Below are 22,731 nucleotides of genomic sequence, written 5' to 3' on the forward strand. Positions count from 1 at the left end.
CCATCCCTGCCTTCCCCCAGCGGGGGAAGGAGCAAGACCGCGCCGCAGCCGTCCGCACGCTGGTCGTGGTTGCCAGCCTCATCGCTGCTTGCCTCGGCATCGACTCAAGGCTCACGGAATGCCTCCCGCTGCATCTTCAGGACGGGCCGCAGGATGTACCAGATGAAGGGATCGGTGCCCACGATCAGGTCCACCTCGGCCTCCATGCCGGGCGTGATGCGGTTCTCGGGCCGCCCGACGTGCGAGGCGCCGGTGCTCACCTGCAGCCGGTAGTAGGGCGGCGCGGTGGGCAGCGTGGCGTCGCGGTCGGCGTCGGCGGCCACCAGGTCCACGCGGCCGTCCACCGTGCCGTAGCGCAGGAAGTCGTAGGCCGTGATCTTCACGCGCGCCTTCTGGCCGGCATGCAAGAAGCCGCGGTCGTTGGGGCTCAGGCGCGCCTCGACCATCACCTGCGCATCGTCGGGCACCACCTCCAGGATGGCCTCGCCCGGCTTGATGACCCAGCCGGGGCTGCCGCTGCGCAGGCCCTTGACGATGCCCTCGCCCGGCGCCGTGACCACCGTGCGCGAGCGCTGGTTGCGGGCGCGCTGCAGGTCCTCGTTGAGGCTGGCCAGTTGCCGCTCGACGGTCGAGAGTTCGTCCGACGCGCGGCGGCGGAAGCTCCCCTCGGCCTCGGCCAGCTTGGCCTGCGCCTCGCCGATGGCGGCGCTGGCCGAGACCACGCCCTGGCGCGCCACCGCGAGTTCGGCGGACGCGACCTCGGCCTCGCGCCGCTTGTCCAGCACCTCCAGCTGGCCGATCAGCTTCTCGGCGGCCAGCTGCTCGGAGATCTCCAGCTCCTTGCGCGCCAGGGCGACGCGCTGCGTCAGGCCGGCCACCTTGGCCTGCTGCTCCATCTGCTTGCTGCGCGCCGCCTCCAGCGCGGCCTGGGCGCCGGCGGCGATGCCGCGCTGCTCCAGCGAGCGGGCCTGCCAGGCGCCCAGTTCGCCGCGCACCACGTCGGCGTCCATCGCGGCCGGAAAGCTCTCGCGCCGCAAGGGCTCGCCGCGGCTCTCGGCCGTGAGGCGCAGGCGCGCGGCCTGCGTGGCGGCCTGGCGGGCCGTCAGTTCCTCGAGGTTGAGGCCGCTGCCGCCCAGGTCGATCTCCACCAGCGGCTGGCCGGCCTTGACGCGCTCGCCCTCGCGCACGAGCACAGCGCGCACGATGCCGCCTTCCAGGTGCTGGATGGACTTGACGCGGTCGGAAGGGATCACCTTGCCGCTGGCGACCACCACGGTCTCCATGGGAAAGCCCAGCGCCACCAGCGCCAGCAGGCCGATGGCGGCGCCGGCGAGCCAGCCGCGCCGGCGGCCCGGGCCGTCGGGCGGTGGCGGCCGGTCTTCGGCGCGCAGCAGGACTTGGGGCAGGTCGTTCTTCATGGCCGGTGCCTCATGCGGCGGAAGCGGACGCGGACGCCACGGCGGCGGCAGCAGCGGTCGCGGGCTCGGGCTCGCCGCGCCGGCTGCCGAAGAGGCGCGGCACCATGTCCGCCGGCGCGCCCTGCTCCACCGCACCGTCGCCGGTGACGTGGTAGACGTGCGTGGCCGCCGCCACCATGCGCAGCGAATGCGTGACCACGATCACCGTGCGCGTGCGGGCGATGGCCACCAGGGTGTTGATGAGCTGGCGCTCGCTGTGGAAGTCGAGGTCGTTGCTGGGCTCGTCCAGCACCAGCACCGAGGGCTTGCGCAGGAAGGCCAGCGCCAGGCCCAGCTTGCGCCGCTCGCCCACCGACAGGCCGGTGCCGCCCTCGCCGATGCGGGTGCGGTAGCCGGCCGGCAGGCGCGAGACGAAGTCGTGCGCGCCGGCCAGCTTGCAGGCGGCCACGATCTGCTCGTCGCCATGGCCGGGGGCGCAGCGGCGCAGGGTCTCGATGATCTCGCCGGCGAACCAGTAGACCTCCTGTGAGAGGTAGCTGATCCATTTGGCGCGGTCGTCGCGACCGAACTGGGCCAGGTCGTACTCGCCCAGGCTCACGGTGCCGGCGGTCGGCGCATAGAGGCCGCAGATCAGCCGCACCAGCGTGGACTTGCCGGCGCCGTTGCGGCCCACCACGGCATGCAGGCCGGCGGGGCCGATGGCCAGTTGCAGCCTCTCGAACACCGGCCGGCCCTGCGCATGGAAGCGGAAGTCCACGTCGCGCAGCCGCACCAGGCCGGGCGGCTGCGGCAGGTTCAGGCCGCTGGGCGCGCGCTCCACCGGCTCGACCAGCACCTTCTCGAGCCGGCTGGCGGCCTCAGCCGCGGTGGCCAGCGCGCGCCAGTTGGACACCAGCCCCGCCACCGGCTGCAGCGCCCGCATGGCCAGCATGTTGGCCGCCACCAGGCCGCCGACGGTCATCCACTGCTGCATCACCGACAGCGCGCCGGCGGTGATGACGACGGTGGAGAAGATGGTCAGCAGCACGGTGGTGCCGTCGCGCGCGGTCTCGATCTCGCCGTTCTTGCGGAAGCTCTCGGCCAGCCAGCGGTCGTAGGTCTGGCGCCAGCCGGCGAGCGTGGGGCCGTCGTTGGCCTGGGTCTTGAGCGTCTCGCGCGCGGCGCAGATCTCGGCCGTCATGCGCTCCAGGCTGCGGCTGCGCTCCGTCTCCTCCACGCGGCCGGCGCGCACCTCGTCGGCCCACCACCAGGCCAGGAAGGCCATGATGCCCAGGAAGACCACCACCACCGGCAGCACCGGCAGCGCCACGATGCCGATGACCACCAGCGCGAACAGCGCCATGGGCAGGTCGAAGATGGCCTGCGCGAGGCCGCTGCTGAGCGTCATGCGCACCGCGCCGACGTCGCGGAACAGCAGGAACCAGGCAGCGGCGGGCCGCTCCTCCAGCGCGCGCAGCGGCCGTTCGAGCATGGACTGCAGCAGCGCGCCCGAGATGCCATGGTCGATGGTGGCGCCGGCATCGCGCAGCAGGCGCGAGCGGCGCCGGCGCAGCACGAACTCGATGGCCAGGAAGAACAGGATGCCGCTGAACAGCGCCCACAGCGTGGAGGTGCCGCTGCGGTAGATCACGCGGTCGTACACCTGCAGCAGAAAGATGGACGGCAGCAGGCCGAACAGGCTGATCGGCACCGACCACCAGGCGGCCTGGCGCACCGCCGGATAGGCGGCGCCGAAGGCCCGGCCGAGGGCATCGGCATGCGGGCTGGCCGGGGCGTCCGCGCCCTCGCCCGCCGGCGTGGCCGGCGCCACCAGCTGGCGTGGCAGCAGGTACTTCAGCATGGATGTCCGTCGCCGTGGAAGACCATAAACAGATTGTTAATCGCTGTTTCCGAAGGCGTACAGCCGCATCCGCAGGAGCAGGGAAAACGACAGGAAAGAGGGCCCAACGCCGGTGCGGCACACATGGGGAAAAGCAGAAGAAAGGCTTCAGGTGCGTGCGAGCAACAGGCCGATCTGGGCGCAGGCCGCCATCAGCAGCACCCAGATGCACAGGAAGCGCAGGCCGCGGTACCAGGCCGGGTCACGCGCCGGCCGCATGCCGGGCGCGGGCAGGCGCCGCGGGCGGCGGGCGCGCCGCAGGCAGGGGCGCTCGCCAGGGGTCAGGGAGGACAGGTCGTTGCGCATCGGGGGCGTCGAAGGATGGGATCGGAACGGACGGGCGCGGCGTGGGCGGGCGGTCGGTCAGGCCATCGCCTTGACGGCCTTGGCCAGCCGCGACAGACCGATGCGCGCGCCGCCCTTGGCCAGCACCCAGTCGCCGGCCGCCACCAGCTGGGCGAAGACGGCGACCAGCTCGGCCACGTCGGCGAACCAGCGCACCGTGACGAGCGGCTTCAGCCGCTGGGCCAGTGGCGCCATCAGCGGCCCGCACAGCAGCACGCGGCCCGGCTGCGCGGCCAGCAGGTCGGCCTGCAGGGCCAGGTGGTGGCGCTGGGCCTCGGCGCCCAGGCCGTGCATCTCGCCCAGCACCGCCACGCGCGCCTGTGGGGCGCAGGGCGCCCGGGCCAGCAGCGACAGCGCGGCGCGCATGGAGGTGGGATTGGCGTCGTGCGTCTCGTCGACGAAATGGAAGCGGCCGCCCGCCACCGGCACGTCCAGCACCGGGCCGCGCCATTCGTGCCGCTCGAAGCCGGCCAGCGCCGCCAGCGCCGCGGCCATCTGCGCCTGCCACTGCAGGGCGAGCACGGTGGCGACGACGGCGGTGGCGCCCAGGCCCACGTGGGCGCCCACGGCCTGCAGGCGCAGCGGCAGCCGCTGGCCGTCCACCTGCACCTGCAGTTCGCCGGGGGCCGCCGTCGCTGCCCCGGCGCCGTCGACGAGGCGCACGTCGGCCTGCGCATGCCGGCCATGGGCGAGCACGCGCAGGCCGCGCTGCGCGGCGGCGGCGGCCAGGGCGTCGTGGTCCGCGCTGTCGCGGCACAGCACCAGGCAGGCGCCCTCGTGCAGGGCCTCGATGGCCAGCAGGGCCTTGCGACGCTGTGCGGGGGCACCCGCCTCGGCCGGGTCGGCGGCCAGCACCAGCACCTGCGGCTGCGCGACCTGCACCATGGCGGCCGACGGGCCCGGGCCCAGTTCCAGCACCCAGGCGGCGGCCTCCTGCGGCAGGCAGCTCAGCGCCCAGGCCACGCCCAGGGGCAGGCGCTGGCGCGACTCGGGCTCGCCCACACGGCCCCAGGCGCCCAGGGCCTGCACCAGCATGGCGGCGGCGGTGTCGCGGGCCGCATCGCCGCCGACGGCGACCACGCGGCCCGGGTACTGGCTGCGCGCGTGGGCGCCGAGCGCGAGCATGGCCTGGCGCACGTCGTCCACCCGCAGCACCGGCAGGCCGCGCTGCAGGTGCGGCGCCGGCTGGGCGCAGAGGATGGCGGCGGCGGGCCGCAGCGCCTCCAGCTCCGCGGGCGCGCCGGGCCGGCCGGTGCGCTCGTCGTGCAGGCACAGCAGGCGCTGCGGCTGCGCGAAGGGGCGCGTGGCCATGCCCACGGCCTGCCAGCCCTCGGGCGGCGCCAGGGCCCAGTCGCCGCCGGTGATGCGCGCCAGCTCGGCGGCCGACCAGCGCATGCCCTGGCTGGCGGGTGCGGGCGCGGCCTGGCCGGCGGCCTCGCGCTCGGCCATCAGGCGGTGGTAGGCCACCATGCCCGACAGGTAGTGCTCCACGTCGTCGATGCGCACGCGGAAGGAATGGTGGCGGATGAAAAAGGCGCCCACGATGGCCGCCGGCCGGCGGAAGTACATCGCCATCTCGGGCCAGAAGTAGCCGTTCTGCAGGTAGTTGGCGCGGTGGTGCAGCGCGCGTTCGAACTTCTCCAGGTCGATCTCGCCGAGCAGGTGGGCCAGGGCCGGCATGCCCTCCAGCCGCCGGATCATGGCCTGGGCCGCGAGCATCAGCTCCAGCAGCGTGGGGAAGGTGGTCTTGCGGTCGAGCACGAAGTCCAGGTAGCCGGCCACGTTCTGGATGCCGAAGCGGAAGTACTTCTCCAGCGGCCGCCAGCGCGTGAGTTCGTTGACGCTGTAGCTGAGCCAGTGGTCGTGCGCCTGCCAGTGCTGCTGGGCGATGAAGTGCGCGAAGGCGCGTTCCACCACGGCCAGCCAGCGTTCGTCGCGCGTCATGGCGTAGAGCCGCAGCAGGCCGAAGGCGGCCTCGCCGTCGTAGTAGATGATGCGCGAGACCTCTTTCACCGACAGGTCCTGCGCATGCAGCACGTGCACGAAGCGGCCGGTGGCGGCCTCCTGCATGGCGGCGATGCCGGTGGCGAGGCGCTCCATGAGCGGCAGCCATTCGGCGCTGCCGGCGATCTCGCTGACCTTGACCAGCGCCAGCAGCGCAACGGCGTTGCCGCCGAGCTTGATCTCCTCGCCCACGTCCACCAGGAAGGCGGCGGCGCGGCCGTCGGCCAGGGTGTAGTCGCGCACCAGCTGCTGCGTCAGGTGCCGCAGGCCGCGGTCGATGGCCTGGCGCAGCGCCGGGTCGCGCGTGAGCTCCCAGGCCTCGGCCATGGCGTAGAGCGAGCTGGCGTGGCGCAGCGTGTTGTAGCTGGGGATGGGCCGGTCGAAGCAGGGGAAGTGGCCGTAGACGAAGCGGCCGTTGTCCTGCACCTGGCGGGCCAGGTGGGCGGCGCCGGTGCGCACCATCGCCAGCGCCCCGGCCGCGTCGAGCGGCGGCAGCTGGCGGCGCCCGGCGTCCAGGCCGCTGCCGGCAAGGCGGTGGACGACGCCGTCCTCCTGGCAGAACACGCCGCCCAGGGCCAGCAGCCAGACCCTGTCGCCGGGCGCCAGGCCGGGCAGCCGCTGGCCGCGGAAGCGCTGCTGCAGGTAGAGATTCAGGTTGTGGCGGTTGACGACCGCATGCGCCACCTCGGGCCCGCCGTAGAAGGCGGCATTGGCATTGATCTCCTGCTCGGTCAGCGCCTGCGCGAAGCCCTCGTCGAACGCCAGGCCGAGGCGGAAGTAGTTGCGCTTGACCTGGCGCAGCTGCTGCTCGAGCTCGCCCAGCGACAGCTCGCCCACGCCCTGCACCCAGTCGATCCGCAGCCAGGGCGACTGCAGCTGCTGGCGCTGCACGAGGGCGCTGGCGCGCCGCGCGCCGGCCTGCCAGGCCTCGTCGAAGCTGGCGCCGGTGGCATGCAGCACCTGCGCGCGGCGCTGGCCGTCGGTCACCGAGAAGAAGAGCGTGAAGGCCGGATACGGCGCCGGCAGGGGCGCGCACATCACCGCCACCTTGTCGCGGCAGGCGGCCAGCTGCGCGGCGAAGCCGCCGCCACTGCCGTCGCCGCGCCCCCCGGCCTGCGCGGGCGCGCCGGCCAGCGGCCAGCCGCTGTCGGTGGCGGCGTCGCCCGCGGGGCGCACGGGGCTGCTCGTTGCCGGGTCCATCGCGCGTGCGGCCGCGGGGTCAGCGGTAGACGAACTCGACGCGGCGGTTGAGCTGCCAGCCGGCCTCGGTGCGTTCGGACGAGGCGGGCTTCTCCATGCCCCAGCTGGTGGCCTCCATGCGCTCGCCGGCCACGCCGCCCAGTTGCAGCGCCTGGCGCACCGACTCGGCCCGACGCTGGCCCAGCGCCACGTTGTACGCGCGGCCGCCGCGGTCGTCGGTGTGGCCTTCGAGCAGCACGCGCGCCCGCGGCTGCTCGCGCAGGTAGCGCGCATGGGCCTCGACGACGGCACGGTACTCGGGCTTGACCTCGACCCTGTCGAAGTCGAAGTACACGATGCGCGCCACGCCGGCCGGCCCGTCGAGCGCGGGCGCCGCCGGCGGCGCGGCCTGCACGCGGGCCACGCCGGTGCGGGCCTTGTTGGGATTGGCGTAGTAGTAGGTGGTGTCTTCCACGCCATCGCGCGGCGCGGTGCCGCAGGCGGCCAGCAGCACCGGCACGGCCAGCGCGAGGCAGAAACGGGAAAGCGTGTTCGTGGTCATGCGTGAGGCCCGGGTGGCCGGCACCGGGCGCAGGAAGTGCGCGCGGGCCGGCGTGTTGGAGGATGGAAGGAAGGGGCGCTTGCGGGCGCCGCCCGTCCGGCGTGGGATCAGCCCAGCAGGTTGTGCAGCAGGCCGCCGACGGCGTGCACCGGCGTGGCGCTGCCTGCGCCGGTGCCGCTGCCGCTGGAGACGGGCTCGGTCACGCCGGAGAGGCCATCCAGCAGGCCGCCGACGAGGCCGCTGCTGCCTGCGCCCGTCCCGGTGCCGCCGCTGCTGCTGCCGCTGGACAGCAGGCCGCCGAGCAGGCCGCTGTCGCCGGTGACGGTGCCCAGCACGCCGGTGACGGCGCTGCTGCTGCCACTGCCGCTGACGTCGAGATCGACACCGACGCTGCCCATGCTGCCGCTGACGGTGTTGAGCACGCTGCCGAGCAGATCGCCCGCGCCACTGGCGCCGCTGCCCTGGCCCAGCAGGCCGCCGAGCGCGCCGTCCTGGCCGAGCACGCCGTCCAGCAGGTCGCCGCCCGCCAGATTGCCGAGCAGCCCGTTGTCGCCCGCGACCGTATCGAGCAGCCCGCCGACCACGCCCTGGTCGCCCAGCACGCCGCCAGCCAGGTCGCCGCCGGTCAGGCCGCCAAGCAGGCCGTCGTCGCCGACCACCCCGCCCAGGAGCTCTCCACCCAGCAGGTCTCCCCCAGTGACGCTCCCCAGCAGACCGTCTTCACCGACGACACCGCCCAGCAGATCCCCGCCGGTGACGCCACCCAGCAGCCCGTCGTCGCCGACCACGCCGCCGAGCAGGTCGCCCCCCAGGGTGCCATCGGCCAGGTTCGCTACGCCGTCGGTCAGGTAGTCCACCTGCTGCGTCGCGCCGGCCAGTGCGTCGTGGACGAGGTTCGTGCCCAGCAGGTCGCCGGTGACGGGCGAGAGCAGGCCGTCCACGGCGCCGGTCGCGGTGCCGACGACGCCGTCCACCGGGTCCAGCATGTTGGGGTTGTCGGCCGTGAAGCTGCCGCCCAGCAGCGGCGAGAGCGCATCGCTCGCGGTGCCGGCCACGTTGTCCACGAGGCCGGTGACGGGCGAGAGGGTGTCGGACAGGCCGAGCCCGCCCACCAGTGGCAGGTCGTCCAGGCTGGCGACGGTGTTGTCCACCACGCCGGTGGTCGGGTCGAGCAGCTGATCGCCGCTGTCGCCGCCATCGCCGCCGCCGGTCAGACCGCCGAGCAGGTTGCCCACGAGACCGTCTTCGCCGAGCAGGTCGCCACCCGCCAGTCCGCCCAGCAGGCCATCGTCCCCGACCACGCCGCCAAGAAGATCACCGCCGAGCAGGTCACCGCCGGTCAGCCCACCGAGCAGACCGTCATCGCCGACGACACCGCCCAGAAGGTCACCGCCCAGCAGATCACCGCCCGTGACGCCACCCAGCAGACCGTCGTCGCCGATCACGCCGTCGAGCAGGTCACCCCCCAGGGCGCCGTCGGCCAGGTTCGCCACACCATCGGTCAGGTAGTCCACCTGCTGCGTCGCGCCGGCCAGGGCGTCGTGGACGAGGTCCGTGCCAAGCAGGTCGCCCGTAATGGGCGAAAGCAGGCCGTCCACGGCGCCGGTCGCAGTGCCGACGACGTCGTCCACCGGGTCCAGCATGTTGGGACTGTCGGCCGTGAAGCTGCCGCCCAGCAGCGGCGAGAGCGCATCGCTCGCGGTGCCGGACAGGTTGTCCACGAGGCCGGTGACGGGCGAGAGGGTGTCGAACAGGCCGAGCCCGCCCACCAGCGGCAGGCCGTCCAGGCTGGCGACGGTGCTGTCCACCACGCCGGTGGCCGGGTCGAGCAGCTGATCACCACTGCCGCCGCCATCGCCGCCGGTCAATCCACCCACCAGCAGGCCGTCTTCGCCGATGACGTCACCCAGCAGCCCATCTGCGCCAGTGACGCCACCCAGCAGCCCATCGTCCCCGACCACACCGCCGAGCAGATCCCCGCCCAGCAGGTCGCCGCCGAGCAGACCGCCCACCACGCCGTTCTCGCCGACCAGGCCGCCGATGACGCCGTCTTCGGCCAGCAGGCCGCCTGCCAGGCCCTCGTCGCCCAGCACGCCGCCGAGCAGGCCGTCGTCGCCGAGCACGGCGTCCAGCGGGCCGGCCAGGGTGCCGCCGACGAGGCCGCCAACTAGGCCCTGGTCGCCCAGCAGGGTGTCGGTCACGCCGTCCACGAGGCCGCCTTCGCCGACCACACCGCCCAGGGCGCCGTCGTCCGCCAGCAGGCCGCCGACGAGGCCGTCCTCGGTCAGCAGGCCGCCGACCAGGCCGTCGGGGGTGAGCAGGCCGCCCACCAGGCCGTCGTCGCCGAGCACGCCGCCGACGACGTTGCCGACCATGCCGTCTTCGGCCAGCAGGCTGCCGGTGAGGCCGTCCAGGCCGGTGGCGCCGAGCACGCTGCCGAGCGGGCCGTTGCCGCTGGCGAGGTTGTCCACCAGGTTGACGACGGCGTCGGTGACGTAGTCGACCTGGGTGTCGAGCGCGCCGAGGGCGGCGTCGGTGGTGCCGGTGCCCAGCAGGTCGTCGACGACGGGGGCGAGCACGCCGACGCCGTCGGTGAGGCTGTCGACGCTGCTGTCGACGGGGTCGAGGGCGTTGGGGTCGTCGGCGGTGAATTCGCCGCCGACCAGGGGTTCGAGGGCGTTGTCGACGAGGGTGGTGACGTTGTCGACGACGCCGGTGACGGGGCTCAGGCTGTCGCCCAGGCCGACGGCGTCGGAGACGCCGCCGACGACGGTGCCGCCGAGGCTGTCGGTGGGGTCCAGGAGGGCGTCTGCGTCTGCATCGGCGTCGGCGTCGGCGTCGGCGTCGGCATCGGCATCGGCATCGGCATCGGCATCGGCATCGGCATCAGCGTCAGCGTCAGCGTCAGCGTCAGCGTCAGCATCCGCGTCGGCGTCTGCGTCGGCGTCTGCGTCGGCGTCGGCATCTGCGTCGGCGTCAGCATCCGCATCCGCATCCGCATCCGCATCGCCATCCTCGCCCGGCCGCCCCATCAGAATCGGCAGCACGCTGTCGTCCCCGCCGCCGCCGTCGGCCACGGCCGCGAGGGCGGCGCCGCCGAGGGCGGCGAGCGCGAAGTCGGCCAGGCCCAGCCCGCCGGTGGCGGCCAGCGTCTTCTTCACGGCCACGGCCGCGCCTTCGGCATCGGCTGCCGGGGCCATGGCCAGGTCGCCGGCAGCCAGGTCAACGTCCACCTGCTGCAGGCCGCCCGGCAGGGGCGTGGTGGCGATGGTGGCGTCGGTGCCGCCGGTGAAGGTGCCCACCAGCGGCGCCTGGCCGGCGCCCGCGCCGGGAAAGTTCACGGCCGCCTGGCCGCCCTCGGGCACGAGCACCCGGTCGCCGGACATCAGGGTCTGCATGCCCTCGACCGGCATGCGCACGCCGTCGCGCACGACGGCGACGCCGGGCGTGGCGTTGGACAGGGTGCCGACACCGGCGGCAGCGGCGGTGCCAGCCGGGCCGCCTGCCGTGCCCATGGCGGCCGTCACGCCCCCGGCCTGCGCCATGAGCAGCGGCGGCGCGCCGGCAGCGGCGCCCGCGGCGGGGCTGGAGGGGGTGGCGGAGGTCGGGGTCTGGAGCGTCATGGGAGCCTCGTTGTGCGACGGTGATGCCCCAGTGGGGCAACATGCGTGCCGCCCGGCCGGGCTCGCCGCGCGACCGCGTCCCGATCGCCGCAAGTGCTTGTCACCGTTCGGAAAAGCAGAGGCCGGCGGCCCCTTGCCGGCACCGTGCAGCACCGCGCGCCGCCCCGGCGTTACGGCCCCCGCGGACGTAACGCCGTAACGACATGGCGGCCCCCCTGGCCGTCGGCTCGCCTTTGCAACCATTTACGCTCGACCGCCAGCCGGCGCACGAGGCGCCCCGGGGGAAAAGCGCCCTCTGGATGGGGCAGACACCTTGGGTGCGCCCTGAAAGACTCATCAAAGTTCTTCAGGCGGACGCCGCCATTTCTAAACAATATCCGCAGAAATTCACAGTGCGCGACACCTGTCCTGTTCAATCGCCAAGCCTTGTGCCAACGGCCGGCTTTTCAAAGTTGAGGAGGAAGGAACACCATGCGTATCGCGGTTGTGGAAGACGATGCGGCAGCGCTGGATTCGCTGCACCGCACGATCACGGAGGAGGGACACGAATGCTTCGGCTTCATCAGCGGGCTGGACCTGTGGCGCACGCTGCGCCACCACAGCTTCGACCTGCTGGTCATCGACTGGACCCTGCCCGACCTGACCGGTGCCGAGCTGATCCGCATGGTGCGCACGGGCCTCGGCAGCAACGTGCCCATCATCTTCATGACGCCGGGCGAGGACGATGAGCAGCTCGTCGAGGGCCTGGGAGCCGGTGCCGACGACCATCTGGCCCAGCCGGTGCGTGCCGGCGAACTCAAGGCCCGCATGCAGGCCCTGCTGCGCCGCACCTATCCGCAGCTGACCGAGTCAGAGCTGACCTTCGGCGTCTACACCCTGCTGCCGCGCCGGCGCGAACTCCTGCGCCGGGGCGAGACGGTGCCCCTGACCAACCGCGAGTTCGAACTCGCATTGATGCTGTTCCGCAACCTGGGCCGGCTGATGGCGCGCGACCACCTGTGCGGCACGCTGGTGGGTCCGGGGGCCGAGAAGAACTCGCGCTCGCTGGACACGCACATTTCACGCCTGCGCCACAAGCTGGACCTGCGCCCCCACAACGGCTATCTGCTGTCCGCCATCTACCGCATGGGCTACCGGCTCGACGCCATCGAGGAACGCGACCTGCCCACGCCCGCCGAGGCGAGTGCCACGCCCACCCCCCGGGGCCGGCCCAAGGCGCCGGCGAAGGCCTCCGCGAAGGCGCCGGCCAGGACGGCCGCGCCGACGTCGGCGGCGGCGTCGGCGGCGGCGCCCGCACCGAAGGCCAGGACCCGCGCCCGCGCGGAAAGCCGGGCTGCCGGACGCTGAGGCGGGCGGCACGCCGGGGCGGGTGCGCCACCTATAGTGGCGCCCTCGCCGCACCGCCCGCCCCATGGTTTTCATCGACACCCTGCGTGCCTGGGCCCGCCGCATCAAGCGCGACGGGCTCGCCCTCTGGTTCGCCCGCTCGCATCCCGCCACGCCCTGGCATGCCAAGGCCCTGGGCGCCTTCGTGGTGGCCTATGCGCTGAGCCCCATCGACCTGATTCCCGACTTCATCCCGGTGCTGGGCTTCCTGGACGACGTGATCCTGCTGCCGGCGCTGATCTGGCTGACGGTCCGGCTGCTGCCGCCGCAGGTGCTGGCCGAGTCGCGCGCGAAGGCGCAGGCCTGGATGGACGAGCGCCGCGACAAGCCGCGCAGCCGGGTGGGCGCGGTGGTGATCGTGCTGCTGTGGGTGGCCGTCGCGGCGGCATTGCTCGTCTGGGCCTGGCCGTGGGTGCGGGCCCATGTGCCCGGCGGCGCGACGCGGTAGGACACGCGGGTCGCGTCCCGCGGCCTCACTCCACCGTCACGCTCTTCGCCAGATTCCGCGGCTTGTCGACGTCCGTCCCCCTTGCACAGGCCGTGTGGTAGGCCAGCAGCTGCAGCGGCACCACGTGCAGAAGCGGCGACAGCCGGCCGTAGTGCTCGGGCATGCGGATCACGTGCAGGCCTTCGCTGCTCTCGATGTGCGTGTCGCCGTCGGCCAGCACGTAGAGCACGCCGCCGCGGGCGCGCACTTCCTGCAGGTTGCTCTTGAGCTTGTCCAGCAGCGCGTCGTTGGGCGCCACGGCCACCACGGGCATCTCGCTTGTCACCAGCGCCAGCGGGCCGTGCTTGAGTTCGCCGGCGGCATAGGCCTCGGCATGGATGTAGGTCACTTCCTTGAGCTTGAGCGCACCTTCCAGCGCGATGGGGTAGTGCAGGCCGCGGCCCAGGAAGAGCGCGTTCTCCTTGCGGGCGAAGTCCTCGGCCCAGGCCACCACCTGCGGCTCCAGCGCCAGCACCGACTGCAGCGCGACGGGCAGGTGGCGCATCTCCTTCAGGTAGCGCGCCTCGTCCTCTTCGCTCAGGCGGCCCTTGGACTGGGCCAGTGCCAGCGTCAGCAGGAAGAGCCCCGCCAGTTGCGTGGTGAAGGCCTTGGTCGAGGCCACGCCGATCTCCACGCCGGCCCGCGTGATGTAGGCCAGCTTGCATTCGCGCACCATGGCGCTGGTGGCCACGTTGCAGATGGTCAGCGTCTGCGCCATGCCCAGGCTGCGCGCATGGCGCAGGGCGGCCAGCGTGTCGGCCGTCTCGCCCGACTGGCTGATGGTGACGACCAGCGTGCGCGGGTTGGGCACCGAATCGCGGTAACGGTATTCGCTGGCGATCTCCACCTGCGTCGGCACGCCGGCGATGCCCTCCAGCCAGTACTTGGCGGCGCAGCCGCTGTAGTAGCTGGTGCCGCAGGCCAGGATCAGCACCTGGTCGATCTCCTCGAACACGCGGTAGGCGCTGGCACCGGGCTGGCCGTCCACCTCGGCACCGTCGAAGAGCTCGGGCACGATGCCTTCGACGCCCTCCAGCGTGTCGGCGATGGCGCGCGGCTGCTCGAAGATCTCCTTCTGCATGTAGTGGCGGTAGGGGCCCAGTTCGGCGGCGCCGCTGTGGGCATGCACGGTGCGCACGCGGCGCTCCACGCGCTTGTGGTGGCGGTCGGCGATCCAGTACTTGCCAGGCTGCAGGTCGACCAGGTCGCCCTCTTCCAGGTAGACGATCTGGTCGGTCACGCCGGCCAGGGCCATGGCGTCGCTGGCCAGGAAGTTCTCGCCCTGGCCCACGCCCAGCACCAGCGGCGAGCCGGCGCGCGCGCCCACCACGCGGTGGGGCTCGTCGCGGCAGATGACGGCGATGGCATAGGCGCCGTGCAGCTGCGCCACGGCGGTCTTCAAGGCCTCGAACAGGTCGCCGTCGTAGGCGCTGTCGATCAGGTGGGCGATGACCTCGGTATCGGTCTGGCTGGCGAAGACGTAGCCGCGCGCCATGAGGGCGGTGCGCAGGCTTTCGTGGTTCTCGATGATGCCGTTGTGCACCAGCGCGATCCGCGGCGGACGCTGGCTGCTGGGCAGCTCGCCCACGCCGTGGCTGAAATGCGGATGGGCGTTGTGCACCGCCGGCGCGCCATGCGTGGCCCAGCGAGTGTGGGCGATGCCGGTCTGGCCTTCGATGTGCTCCGTGCTCACCTGCGTCAGCAGGTCGGCCACGCGCGAGGTGGTGCGCGCCCGGCCCAGGCCGCCGCCAGCATGCACGGCCACGCCGCAGGAGTCATAGCCGCGGTATTCCAGCCGCTGCAGGCCCTGCACCAGCAGGGGAACGATGTCGCGATGGGAAGCTGCGCCGACGATGCCGCACATGGATGGATCTCCAGAAAGACGTGGGCAGCCGCGCTGCCGAGGTGGGCGATGCTAGGCGAGGCAGAATGAACGTTGCTTTCGTTTTTTCTCAAATTCTGACCATCCATTCCACCCACACCGTCGAATGGAATAAATCACCATTCGGATGTCGATCATGGAATCTTTGAACCTGGACGCCATCGACCACCGCCTGCTCGACGCCCTGCAGCGCGATGCGTCCCGCACCAACCAGCAGCTCGCGGCCGACCTGCACCTGTCCCCGCCCACCTGCCTGCGTCGCGTGCAGCGGCTGCGGCAGGCGGGCCTGATCGCGCGCGAAGTGGCGCTGCTGGACGCCGACCGGCTCGGCGCCACGCTCACCGCCGTGGTCGAGGTGTCGCTGGACCGGCAGGACGAAGGCGCCCTGGCCGCCTTCGAGGCGCGCATCGTGCCCGACGACGCCGTGCAGCAGTGCTACCGCGTCTCACCCGGGCCGGACTTCGTGCTGATCGTCACCGTGCGCGACATGCCGGCCTACCAGGCCCTGGCGCAGCGCCTGTTCACCAGCGATGCCAACGTGCGCAACGTGAAGGCCTTCTTCAGCGTGCGGCGGGCCAAGTTCGAGCCGCGGGTGCCGCTGACGGGCTGAATGCCGTGCCCCTCGAACCCAGCGCGCCGGCCGGCAAGGCGCTCGATTGCCGGGCGCCGATCTGCCATTTTCAATTCAGCATTGCCTGCCAGAAAGCGTTCCAGAAATCAGCGACCTTCTTCTGATTTGCAAACACTAGAATCGGTGCGGACATTTTTTTTGAAACAGCCATGCGCTTCCAGAAATCAAGCCTCGCTTCAATTTCATTGATTTCTGCTGCATTGGCGTTCGGCCAGATCGCCTGGGCCGACACGCCCTTGCCGGCGGGCATTTATCGCGTGGAACCGCCTTTAGGGAACACCGACCCACCGCTGCCGCCGGACGTCCGCAATTTCACCATTCAAATCCACCGCAATGCGCCGGCGGTCCGGCCGGACGCCGTGTACGCCCTGCTCGCGCGCCAGACCACCGAATCCCGCACGTACCCCGCATGGCAAGTTCTTCTGGCCCCTTCCGCGGCGGCGCCAAAGCCCTCCAGGACACCAGACCAAGGTTGTACCGGCTATGGCTTCAATGACTCTGGCGAGAGCGACGGGATTTGCAGGAACCATGCATTCAAGCTCAATGCCGGTGCAGACGGAAAATCCTTCACCATCGACGGCTACGACCAGACGCAGCAGTTGCCTCCGACCTACATCGAAGATAAAGAGCCTCCCAGTCCCCAGAAAATTGGCGCTGCGGCGCTATTTGGCTTCAATCCCAACGGCCACTACATCGACTCTACAGAAATCACCCATGTCCAAAGCCGCTTCACGTTGCAGGCGCCGCTGGACATCCAGCGCATCCTGCAACTGAAACGGCCCGTTCCCCTGTACCCCGGCCGTGGGGCCACCTTCCCGGACGAGATCCTGGACGCCGGCGCCCAGGTCGGCATTCTCCACACCGATTCGCAATGGATGGCGGTCGTCCGGTTGAAGCCGGACGGCAGCATTGTCCGCGGCTGGCTCGATAGAGACACGATGGACGAACTCCGATGGATCGACCAGGACGCCACCACTGGCAATTTCAGGTTCCGGGTCGCATTCGACGCCGCCGGGCCCGAATACGACACCGAGCGCCCGGCGGTGGCCATCGAGGTGCGGGACGCGTCCACCGGCAAACGACTTCAGGTATTTCGCGATTTCTATTCGGAATCCCAGGAGCCCTCCGCCAAGGCACTCGAGTTGGTCGACGCGAATTTCGATGGCCACCCGGATTTGTCGATTTTCGGCAGCAGCGGCGGCGCCGGCCCCAATTCCTCGACCAACTTTTTCCTGTTCAACCCCACCACCCGGGAATTCGCCTACGACGCGGCGCTTTCAGACCTGACCCAGATTTCCATCGATCCGAAAAGCAAGACGATTTTTTCGGCGTCCCGCGGCAGTTGCTGCTCCCACTATTCAAGCACCTGGCGGTACATCCAGGGGCGCCTGACCGAAGTCGGCAACTGGTCGGAGGAATACACGGCGGACGGCCGATGGATCGAGGAATCGACCTGCAAGCTCTCCCGGGGAAAGATGCGCTGCAAATTCAAGCGCCACCGCCGGAAGAACTGATCTGCCTGGTCAAGGGCTCCTGGGGCCCTTCCGCCATCACTTCTTCGAGCCCTTCACCGGCCGCTTCCAGTTCACGAAGCTCACCTGCCGCGCCCGCGCCACGGTCAGCCCGCCGGGCTCGGTGCTCTTGCTGATGGTCGAGCCGCCGCCGATGGTGCCGCCGGCACCGAGGCTCACGGGTGCGATCAGCACGCAGTTGCTGCCCACGTGCACGTCGTCGCCGATCACCGTGCGGTGCTTGTTGGCGCCGTCGTAGTTGGCCGTGATGCTGCCGGCGCCGTAGTTCACCCGGGCGCCCACGGTCGCATCGCCCAGGTAGGCCAGGTGGTTGGCCTTGGCGCCGTCGGCCAGGGTGGAATTCTTCACTTCGACGAAATTGCCGATGTGCACTTCGCGGCCCAGTTGCGCGCCGGGACGCAGGCGGGCATAGGGGCCGACGAGCGCGCCCGCCCCCACGACCACGCCGGCCGCTTCGCCGGCGATGTGCGTGTAGGGATGGATCACCGCGCCGTCCTCGATGCGCGCGTCCGAGATGACGCAGTGCGCGCCGATGCGCACGCCCTCGCCCAGGCGCACGCGGCCCTCGAAGATGCAGTTGATGTCGATCTCGACGTCGGCGGCGCATTCCAGTTCGCCGCGCAGGTCGAAGCGCGCCGGGTCGGCCAGGCGCACGCCGGCGTCCATCAGGCGTTCGGCCTGGCGGCGCTGCCAGTCGCGCTCCAGCGCGGCGAGCTGGGCGGGGCTGTTGATGCCGGCCACCTGCAGCGCATCGGCGGTCTTCTGCGCCACCACGGGCAGGCCCTCGGCCACGGCCATGCCGACCACGTCGGTCAGGTAGTACTCGCCCTGGGCGTTGTCGTTGGACAGGCGCGCCAGCCAGCCGGCCAGTGCGCGGGCCGGCGCCGCCATCACGCCCGAATAGATCTCGCGCACCTGGCGCTGGGCCTCGCTGGCGTCCTTGTGCTCGACGATCGCCTGCACGCCGCCGGCCGCGTCGCGCAGTACGCGGCCGTAGCCGGTCGGGTCGGGCAGGTCGATGGTCAGCAGCGCCAGGCGCTCGCCGCCGCTGGCCGCGACCAGGGCGCGCAGCGTGTCCTCGGCGATCAGCGGCACGTCGCCCGACAGCACCAGCACCACGCCATCACCGGCCAGCGCCGGCACCGCCTGCTGCACGGCATGGCCGGTGCCCAGCTGCGGCGACTGGCGCACGCAGCGCACGTCGGCGCCCGGTTGCCAGGCGGGGATGGCGGCCTCGACCTCGTCCGCGCCGTGGCCGGTGACGACCACCACGCGCCGCGCGCCCAGGCCCGCGGCCGTACCCAGCACATGGGCAAGCAGCGGCCGGCCGGCCAATCGGTGCAACACTTTGGGCAAGCGGCTCTTCATGCGCGTGCCCTTGCCGGCCGCCATGACGACGACATCGATGGCGTGGGACGAAAGGCTGGACGTGCGGGATTCGGAAGTCATGGTGGGTCGGCGAGGGTCGGGCGCGTGGCGCCGCATGTGCGCACTGCCGCAGGCATCGGGGCAGTGGCTGGGAAAGGTGGCCGGAATTATCGGCCTGCTGCTGATGGGCCTGGCGCTCGGCGGCTGCAGCGCGGTGCGGCTGGGCTACAACAACCTGCCGGACATCAGCTACTGGTGGCTGGACGGCTACCTGGATTTCGACGGCGCCCAGAGCCTGCAGGTGAAGCGGGCGCTGGCCGGCCTGCAGGACTGGCACCGGCGCGAGGAGCTGCCACGCCTGGCCACGCTCGCCGCCCAGGCGCGCGACCAGGCCCGCGGCGACGTCACGCCCGCGCAGGTCTGCGCCCTGTCGGACGCCGTGCAGGCCCGCCTGCTGGCGCTGGCGGTGCGCGCCGAGCCCGACGCCACCGTGCTGGCCCAGAGCCTGGCGCCTGCGCAGCTGCAGGTGCTGGAACGCAAGTTCGGCCGCATCAACAACGACTTCCGCCGCGAGTGGCTGCGCCTGACGCCGGCCGAGGTGCAGGACAAGCGCTACGACACCTTCCTGGACCGTTACGAGGACTTCTACGGCACGCTCGACGCCCGCCAGCGCGGCCTGCTGCGGCAGATGGTGCGCCAGTCCGCGTTCAGCCCCGAGAAGCTGGATGCCGCCCGCCGCGCACGCCAAGCCGACGTGCTGGCCCTGCTGCGCGGGCTGCAGCAGCCCCCGGCCGCCACCGACGCGCAGGCGCGCCAGCGGGTGCATGCGCTGGTCATGCGCGTCTTCGAGCCGCCGCCGGGCGAATGGCGCAGCCAGCAGGACGCGCTGGCCCAGGAAGCCTGCAACAACACCGCGGCCCTGCATGCCGCCATGAGCCCGGCCCAGCGCGAGCGCGCCGCCCAGCGCATCGAGGCCTACCGGCAGGACCTCGTCGCACTTTCAGGACCTTGAAGCCACCGCCCGCCACACCGGTGATGCACGGCGCTCACGCGCCGCCCGGATGGCATGGAAACCGCCGCAGTCGTCGAATCGAATGGCCGCGGAGCAGGCCAAGCCAGTGCACCCGCGGAACCGGCTTTGCCGGGCCGCCGGGTGCGCCCCTCGAGGGGATTGGACTTCCACACGCAGTGAGGAAGTCCAAACGGGGTGGTCTCAGCTCCCCGCGGAACCGGCTCTGCCGGGCCGCCGGGTGCGCCCCTCGAGGGGATTGGACTTCCACACGCAGTGAGGAAGTCCAAACGGGGTGGTCTCATTTCACAGCAGCGGCACCGGCCGCATCGGCCGATCGAAATAGTCGCCCAGCGCCTCCAGCGCATGCGGCTCCAGGATCTCCAGCCAGCCGCCTTCCAGCCGGTGCAGGCCCAGGCGCTGCAGCTTGCGCAGCGTCTTGTTGGTGTGCACCAGCGACAGGCCCAGCGCATCGGCGATGTGCTGCTGCTGGAAGGGAAACTCCACCCGCCCCGCTTCCGTCATGCCCAGGTGCTCGGCCCGGCGGTACAGGTGCATCAGCAGCATCGCCACGCGCTCGGCGGCGGTGCGGCGGCCGGCGGTCACCAGGTTGTCGTCCACCATCTTCTCCTCGCGCGCCGCGAGCCAGGTGATGTCGTAGCCCAGCTTGGGATGCTGCAGAAAGAAGTCCCACAGCCGGTCGCGCGGGAAGGTGCACAGCACCGTGTCCGACGCCGCTTCCACGCCGTGGGTGCGGCCGTCGGCGAATTCGTCCTGCAGTCCGACCAGGTCACCGGGCAGCAAAAAATTGAGGATCTGCCGCCGCCCGTCGCTGAGCGTCTTGTAGCGGAAGGCCCAGCCCGAATAGAGCGTGTAGAGCAGGTCGCTGCGCAGGTGCTCGGCGATGATGCGTTCGCCGGCCGCCACCTTGCGGCTGCCGCTGCGCCATTCGGCCACGGCATGGCGCTCGGGTTCGGAGAGGGCCAGAAAGGCGGGGAGGGTGCGCAGGCGGCATTCGCTGCACGGATGGCCACAGGCCGAATGGGTCACCGACATCGGACGGACGCGAGAAGTGCGGGTACGCCAATATAGACAACCGGCGTGTGTCTTTTGACATTCCGGGGACGCCCTGCACCGTGGGCCGCGGCCCTAAAGTGACCGTCGATGTCCGCTGACGCTTCCCCCGGCCTGTACGAATTCCTCTACACCAGCCAACTCGGTGCCCAGGCCTCGCCGCTGGTGGTGGGCCAGATCCTGTCGCGGGCACGGCCGACCAATGCCCAGGCGGGCGTGAGCGGACTGTTGATCTTCGATGGCCAGCGTTTCTTCCAGCACCTGGAGGGGCCGCGCCCCACGCTGGAGGCCCTCATGGGCCGCATCGTCGGCGACAGCCGCCACGAGGACATGCGGATCCTGCACGAAGGCCTGCTGCCCCAGCGGCGCTACCACCGCTTCGACATGGGCTACGCCGAGACCGACGACCTCGATGCGCTGGGCGCATTGATCCAGCTCAGCGGCCCTTCCGCCGTAGAGCGCTTCCTGCAGATGCGCACGAGCTTCGACATCCAGGCCTGACCCCGAGGGCCCGCGCAGCAGGCCAAGCGGGAACATCCGCGGAACCGGCTCCGCCGGGCCGCAGGATGTGCCCCCTTGAAAGGGGGAAGGCGAAGCGCGGAGCGCGCAGCCTGGGGGTTAGCTTTGATCCCAGGTGTAGGTCGCGCCGAAGCCGTCCCAGGGCTCCATCACGATGCGCTGGCCGGCCTCGACCACCAGCGCCTCGCCGGGGCCGACGACCAGGTCTTCGCTGCCCCAGTGGGCCGTGGCGTCGCGGGTGACCCACACCCGGCCCTGCCGCAGCCGCAGCACGCTGCGGCCCTGCGCCCGCAGGCTGATCGCCTGCCCCGCCTTGAGCTGCCAGGCACCGCGGCGCACGGCGGGCGGAATCGCGGCGGCGGGCGCGGCGATCAGGGCTTCGCGGGTCGTGGTGCTCAGGGTGGCGGCGGTCATGGCGGTTCTCCTCGTCGAAGAGCGTGTCGCCCATTGCGCCACGTCTGCTTCGGGAACCGATCATCTGCATGGCGGCGCGCGCGGTCCAATGAAAACGCGCTAGGCTACTGATGCCGCCGGCGCATCAATCGCGCCGGCCGGCCCGACCGTCCCCGCCCCGTCCGCCCATGCAGCATTCCCAGACCCACCTGCGCACCCGGCCCATCGGCGCCGGCTACCTGCGCGCCTTCGAGGCCGTGGCCCGGCACCTGAACTTCCGCGCCGCGGCGGAGGAGATGGCCCTCACCCAGTCCGCCGTGAGCCGCCAGATCCAGTCGCTCGAAGAAGAAGTGGGCGTGCCGCTGTTTTTGCGCCACACCCGCGCGGTGGAACTCACCGCCGCCGGCGCGCAGCTGCTGCTGGCGGTGCAGCAGGCGCTGCCGCGCATCGACGGCGCGGTGCGGCAGATCCGCCAGAGCGCGGGCCGCAAGAGCGTGTCGCTGACCACCTTCGCCTCCTTCGCGTCGATGTGGCTGATCCCGCGGCTGGAGGCCTTCCAGCAGGCGCACCCGGACATCGACATCCGCATCGACGCCACCGACACCGCGCTGGACCTGGACCTGGCCGACATCGACATGGCCCTGCGCTACGGCCCGGCGGAGGCCATGCCGCCGGGCGCCCAGCGCCTGTTCGGCGAGACGCTGATGCCGGTGGCCAGCCCCTGGCTCATCAAGAGCAGCCCGGCCATCCGAGAGCCGGGGGACATCGCGCGCTTCACGCTGATCGAGGCCGGCGACGCCCACCGCACGCACCTGGAATGGCTGACATGGCGCCGCTGGTTCGAGACCAACGGCCTGGCACGCGCGCAGCCGCGGCGCTGGCTGTACTTCAACTACGCCTACCAGATGGTGCAGGCCGCGCTGTCGGGCCAGGGCGTGGTGCTGGCGCGCAGCCCGCTCATCGCGGAAAGCCTGGCCAGCGGCGACCTGGTGGAAGTGCTGCCGCGCCAGCGCATGGATTCGCCCATGGCCTACTGGCTGCTGGTGGCACCGCGCAGCACGCTGCGGCCGGAGGTGCGCGCCTTCTGCGACTGGCTGCGCACCCAGGCGGCGGTCACCCGCCAGACCATCGGCGACGGACCCGATCCGGACACCCTCGACCATATGGATTGAGCCCACCCCGTTTGGACTTCCTCACTGCGTGTGGAAGTCCAATCCCCCTCAAGGGGCGCACCCGGCGGCCGGGCAAAGCCGGTTCCGCGGTGGGTTGAGACCACCCCGTTTGGACTTCCTCACTGCGTGTGGAAGTCCAATCCCCCTCAAGGGGCGCACCCGGCGGCCCGGCAAAGCCGGTTCCGCGGGTGCATGGGCATGGCCTGCTCCGCGGCCATCCGATCAGCAACCCCGTGAACAGACCCGGATGCCGCGCCGAGCGGCGCGT

At 71.6% G+C, this 22,731-nt stretch carries 17 protein-coding genes; 7 read left to right on the plus strand and 10 right to left on the minus strand.

What is annotated here, in order from left to right:
- Window positions 1–104 precede the first annotated feature (104 nt).
- The 6 genes from NS331_RS11200 to NS331_RS11225 form a co-directional block, all read right to left on the minus strand.
- Window positions 105–1,418, minus strand: coding sequence for an HlyD family type I secretion periplasmic adaptor subunit (locus tag NS331_RS11200; protein WP_058642076.1), 1,314 nt, complete (start codon window positions 1,416–1,418; stop codon window positions 105–107).
- Window positions 1,419–1,428: 10 nt separating this feature from the next.
- A complete protein-coding gene (locus NS331_RS11205) occupies window positions 1,429–3,258 on the minus strand; it encodes a peptidase domain-containing ABC transporter (protein WP_058642077.1) in 1,830 nt (609 codons plus the stop codon).
- Window positions 3,259–3,405: 147 nt separating this feature from the next.
- A complete protein-coding gene (locus tag NS331_RS11210; protein ID WP_058642078.1) occupies window positions 3,406–3,603 on the minus strand; it encodes a hypothetical protein in 198 nt (65 codons plus the stop codon).
- Window positions 3,604–3,660: 57 nt separating this feature from the next.
- Window positions 3,661–6,822 (minus strand): glutamate ligase domain-containing protein, encoded by a 3,162-nt coding sequence (locus tag NS331_RS11215; protein WP_242873721.1) that lies wholly within the window; start codon window positions 6,820–6,822, stop codon window positions 3,661–3,663.
- 43 nt (window positions 6,823–6,865) lie between these two features.
- Window positions 6,866–7,387, minus strand: a complete 522-nt coding sequence (locus NS331_RS11220; protein WP_058642079.1) for an OmpA family protein — start codon at window positions 7,385–7,387, stop codon at window positions 6,866–6,868.
- Between the two features lie 107 nt (window positions 7,388–7,494).
- A complete protein-coding gene (locus NS331_RS11225) occupies window positions 7,495–11,010 on the minus strand; it encodes a hypothetical protein (RefSeq protein ID WP_058642080.1) in 3,516 nt (1,171 codons plus the stop codon).
- 471 nt (window positions 11,011–11,481) lie between these two features.
- On the opposite strand from NS331_RS11225, the gene NS331_RS11230 reads away from it, so the two are divergent.
- Both NS331_RS11230 and NS331_RS11235 read left to right on the plus strand, forming a co-directional pair.
- Window positions 11,482–12,357 carry a response regulator gene (locus NS331_RS11230; RefSeq protein WP_153012821.1) on the plus strand — a complete coding sequence of 292 codons (876 nt, stop codon included), beginning with the start codon at window positions 11,482–11,484 and terminating at the stop codon, window positions 12,355–12,357.
- 64 nt (window positions 12,358–12,421) lie between these two features.
- Window positions 12,422–12,844, plus strand: a complete 423-nt coding sequence (locus NS331_RS11235; protein WP_058642081.1) for a YkvA family protein — start codon at window positions 12,422–12,424, stop codon at window positions 12,842–12,844.
- Between the two features lie 25 nt (window positions 12,845–12,869).
- Here the strand turns inward: NS331_RS11235 and glmS are convergent, their stop codons facing one another.
- The gene (gene glmS / locus NS331_RS11240) at window positions 12,870–14,747 is read right to left on the minus strand and encodes a glutamine--fructose-6-phosphate transaminase (isomerizing) (protein WP_058642082.1); all 1,878 of its coding nucleotides are present in this window, start codon (window positions 14,745–14,747) and stop codon (window positions 12,870–12,872) included.
- Between the two features lie 154 nt (window positions 14,748–14,901).
- Here glmS and NS331_RS11245 point away from each other — a divergent pair, with 154 nt between their 5' ends.
- Both NS331_RS11245 and NS331_RS26140 read left to right on the plus strand, forming a co-directional pair.
- Window positions 14,902–15,375, plus strand: coding sequence for an Lrp/AsnC family transcriptional regulator (locus tag NS331_RS11245; protein WP_058642108.1), 474 nt, complete (start codon window positions 14,902–14,904; stop codon window positions 15,373–15,375).
- Between the two features lie 170 nt (window positions 15,376–15,545).
- The gene (locus NS331_RS26140) at window positions 15,546–16,910 is read left to right on the plus strand and encodes an XAC2610-related protein (protein WP_153012822.1); all 1,365 of its coding nucleotides are present in this window, start codon (window positions 15,546–15,548) and stop codon (window positions 16,908–16,910) included.
- Between the two features lie 36 nt (window positions 16,911–16,946).
- Here the strand turns inward: NS331_RS26140 and glmU are convergent, their stop codons facing one another.
- The gene (gene glmU / locus NS331_RS11255; protein ID WP_058642084.1) at window positions 16,947–18,377 is read right to left on the minus strand and encodes a bifunctional UDP-N-acetylglucosamine diphosphorylase/glucosamine-1-phosphate N-acetyltransferase GlmU; all 1,431 of its coding nucleotides are present in this window, start codon (window positions 18,375–18,377) and stop codon (window positions 16,947–16,949) included.
- A 76-nt stretch (window positions 18,378–18,453) separates the two neighbouring features.
- Here glmU and NS331_RS11260 point away from each other — a divergent pair, with 76 nt between their 5' ends.
- Complete coding sequence (locus tag NS331_RS11260) at window positions 18,454–19,308, plus strand: DUF6279 family lipoprotein (protein WP_242873722.1); 855 nt, start codon at window positions 18,454–18,456, stop codon at window positions 19,306–19,308.
- Between the two features lie 303 nt (window positions 19,309–19,611).
- On the opposite strand, the gene NS331_RS11265 is transcribed toward NS331_RS11260, so the two are convergent.
- On the minus strand, window positions 19,612–20,361 hold the full coding sequence (locus NS331_RS11265) for a Crp/Fnr family transcriptional regulator (protein WP_058642086.1): 750 nt from the start codon (window positions 20,359–20,361) through the stop codon (window positions 19,612–19,614).
- Window positions 20,362–20,469: 108 nt separating this feature from the next.
- Between NS331_RS11265 and NS331_RS11270 the strand changes: the two genes are divergently transcribed.
- Window positions 20,470–20,880, plus strand: coding sequence for a BLUF domain-containing protein (locus NS331_RS11270; RefSeq protein ID WP_058642087.1), 411 nt, complete (start codon window positions 20,470–20,472; stop codon window positions 20,878–20,880).
- A gap of 117 nt (window positions 20,881–20,997) precedes the next feature.
- Here NS331_RS11270 and NS331_RS11275 read toward each other — a convergent pair whose 3' ends face one another.
- Window positions 20,998–21,312 (minus strand): DUF2917 domain-containing protein, encoded by a 315-nt coding sequence (locus NS331_RS11275; RefSeq protein WP_058642088.1) that lies wholly within the window; start codon window positions 21,310–21,312, stop codon window positions 20,998–21,000.
- Window positions 21,313–21,479: 167 nt separating this feature from the next.
- Here NS331_RS11275 and NS331_RS11280 point away from each other — a divergent pair, with 167 nt between their 5' ends.
- The gene (locus tag NS331_RS11280; RefSeq protein WP_058642089.1) at window positions 21,480–22,463 is read left to right on the plus strand and encodes a LysR substrate-binding domain-containing protein; all 984 of its coding nucleotides are present in this window, start codon (window positions 21,480–21,482) and stop codon (window positions 22,461–22,463) included.
- The last annotated feature ends 268 nt before the right edge of the window (window positions 22,464–22,731 follow it).

Origin of the sequence: Pseudacidovorax intermedius (assembly GCF_001476815.1) — a bacterium.
Classification (GTDB): domain Bacteria; phylum Pseudomonadota; class Gammaproteobacteria; order Burkholderiales; family Burkholderiaceae_C; genus Xenophilus; species Xenophilus intermedius_A.

What these genes read in the sequence shown, in the direction of transcription:
- NS331_RS11200 (WP_058642076.1), bottom strand. Translation starts at nt 1,418, where the DNA reads ATGAAGAACGACCTGCCCCAAGTCCTGCTGCGCGCCGAAGACCGGCCG.
- NS331_RS11205 (WP_058642077.1), bottom strand. Translation starts at nt 3,258, where the DNA reads ATGCTGAAGTACCTGCTGCCACGCCAGCTGGTGGCGCCGGCCACGCCG.
- NS331_RS11210 (WP_058642078.1), bottom strand. Translation starts at nt 3,603, where the DNA reads ATGCGCAACGACCTGTCCTCCCTGACCCCTGGCGAGCGCCCCTGCCTG.
- NS331_RS11220 (WP_058642079.1), bottom strand. Translation starts at nt 7,387, where the DNA reads ATGACCACGAACACGCTTTCCCGTTTCTGCCTCGCGCTGGCCGTGCCG.
- NS331_RS11225 (WP_058642080.1), bottom strand. Translation starts at nt 11,010, where the DNA reads ATGACGCTCCAGACCCCGACCTCCGCCACCCCCTCCAGCCCCGCCGCG.
- NS331_RS11230 (WP_153012821.1), top strand. Translation starts at nt 11,482, where the DNA reads ATGCGTATCGCGGTTGTGGAAGACGATGCGGCAGCGCTGGATTCGCTG.
- NS331_RS11235 (WP_058642081.1), top strand. Translation starts at nt 12,422, where the DNA reads ATGGTTTTCATCGACACCCTGCGTGCCTGGGCCCGCCGCATCAAGCGC.
- glmS (WP_058642082.1), bottom strand. Translation starts at nt 14,747, where the DNA reads ATGTGCGGCATCGTCGGCGCAGCTTCCCATCGCGACATCGTTCCCCTG.
- NS331_RS11245 (WP_058642108.1), top strand. Translation starts at nt 14,902, where the DNA reads ATGGAATCTTTGAACCTGGACGCCATCGACCACCGCCTGCTCGACGCC.
- NS331_RS26140 (WP_153012822.1), top strand. Translation starts at nt 15,546, where the DNA reads ATGCGCTTCCAGAAATCAAGCCTCGCTTCAATTTCATTGATTTCTGCT.
- glmU (WP_058642084.1), bottom strand. Translation starts at nt 18,377, where the DNA reads ATGACTTCCGAATCCCGCACGTCCAGCCTTTCGTCCCACGCCATCGAT.
- NS331_RS11265 (WP_058642086.1), bottom strand. Translation starts at nt 20,361, where the DNA reads ATGTCGGTGACCCATTCGGCCTGTGGCCATCCGTGCAGCGAATGCCGC.
- NS331_RS11270 (WP_058642087.1), top strand. Translation starts at nt 20,470, where the DNA reads ATGTCCGCTGACGCTTCCCCCGGCCTGTACGAATTCCTCTACACCAGC.
- NS331_RS11275 (WP_058642088.1), bottom strand. Translation starts at nt 21,312, where the DNA reads ATGACCGCCGCCACCCTGAGCACCACGACCCGCGAAGCCCTGATCGCC.
- NS331_RS11280 (WP_058642089.1), top strand. Translation starts at nt 21,480, where the DNA reads ATGCAGCATTCCCAGACCCACCTGCGCACCCGGCCCATCGGCGCCGGC.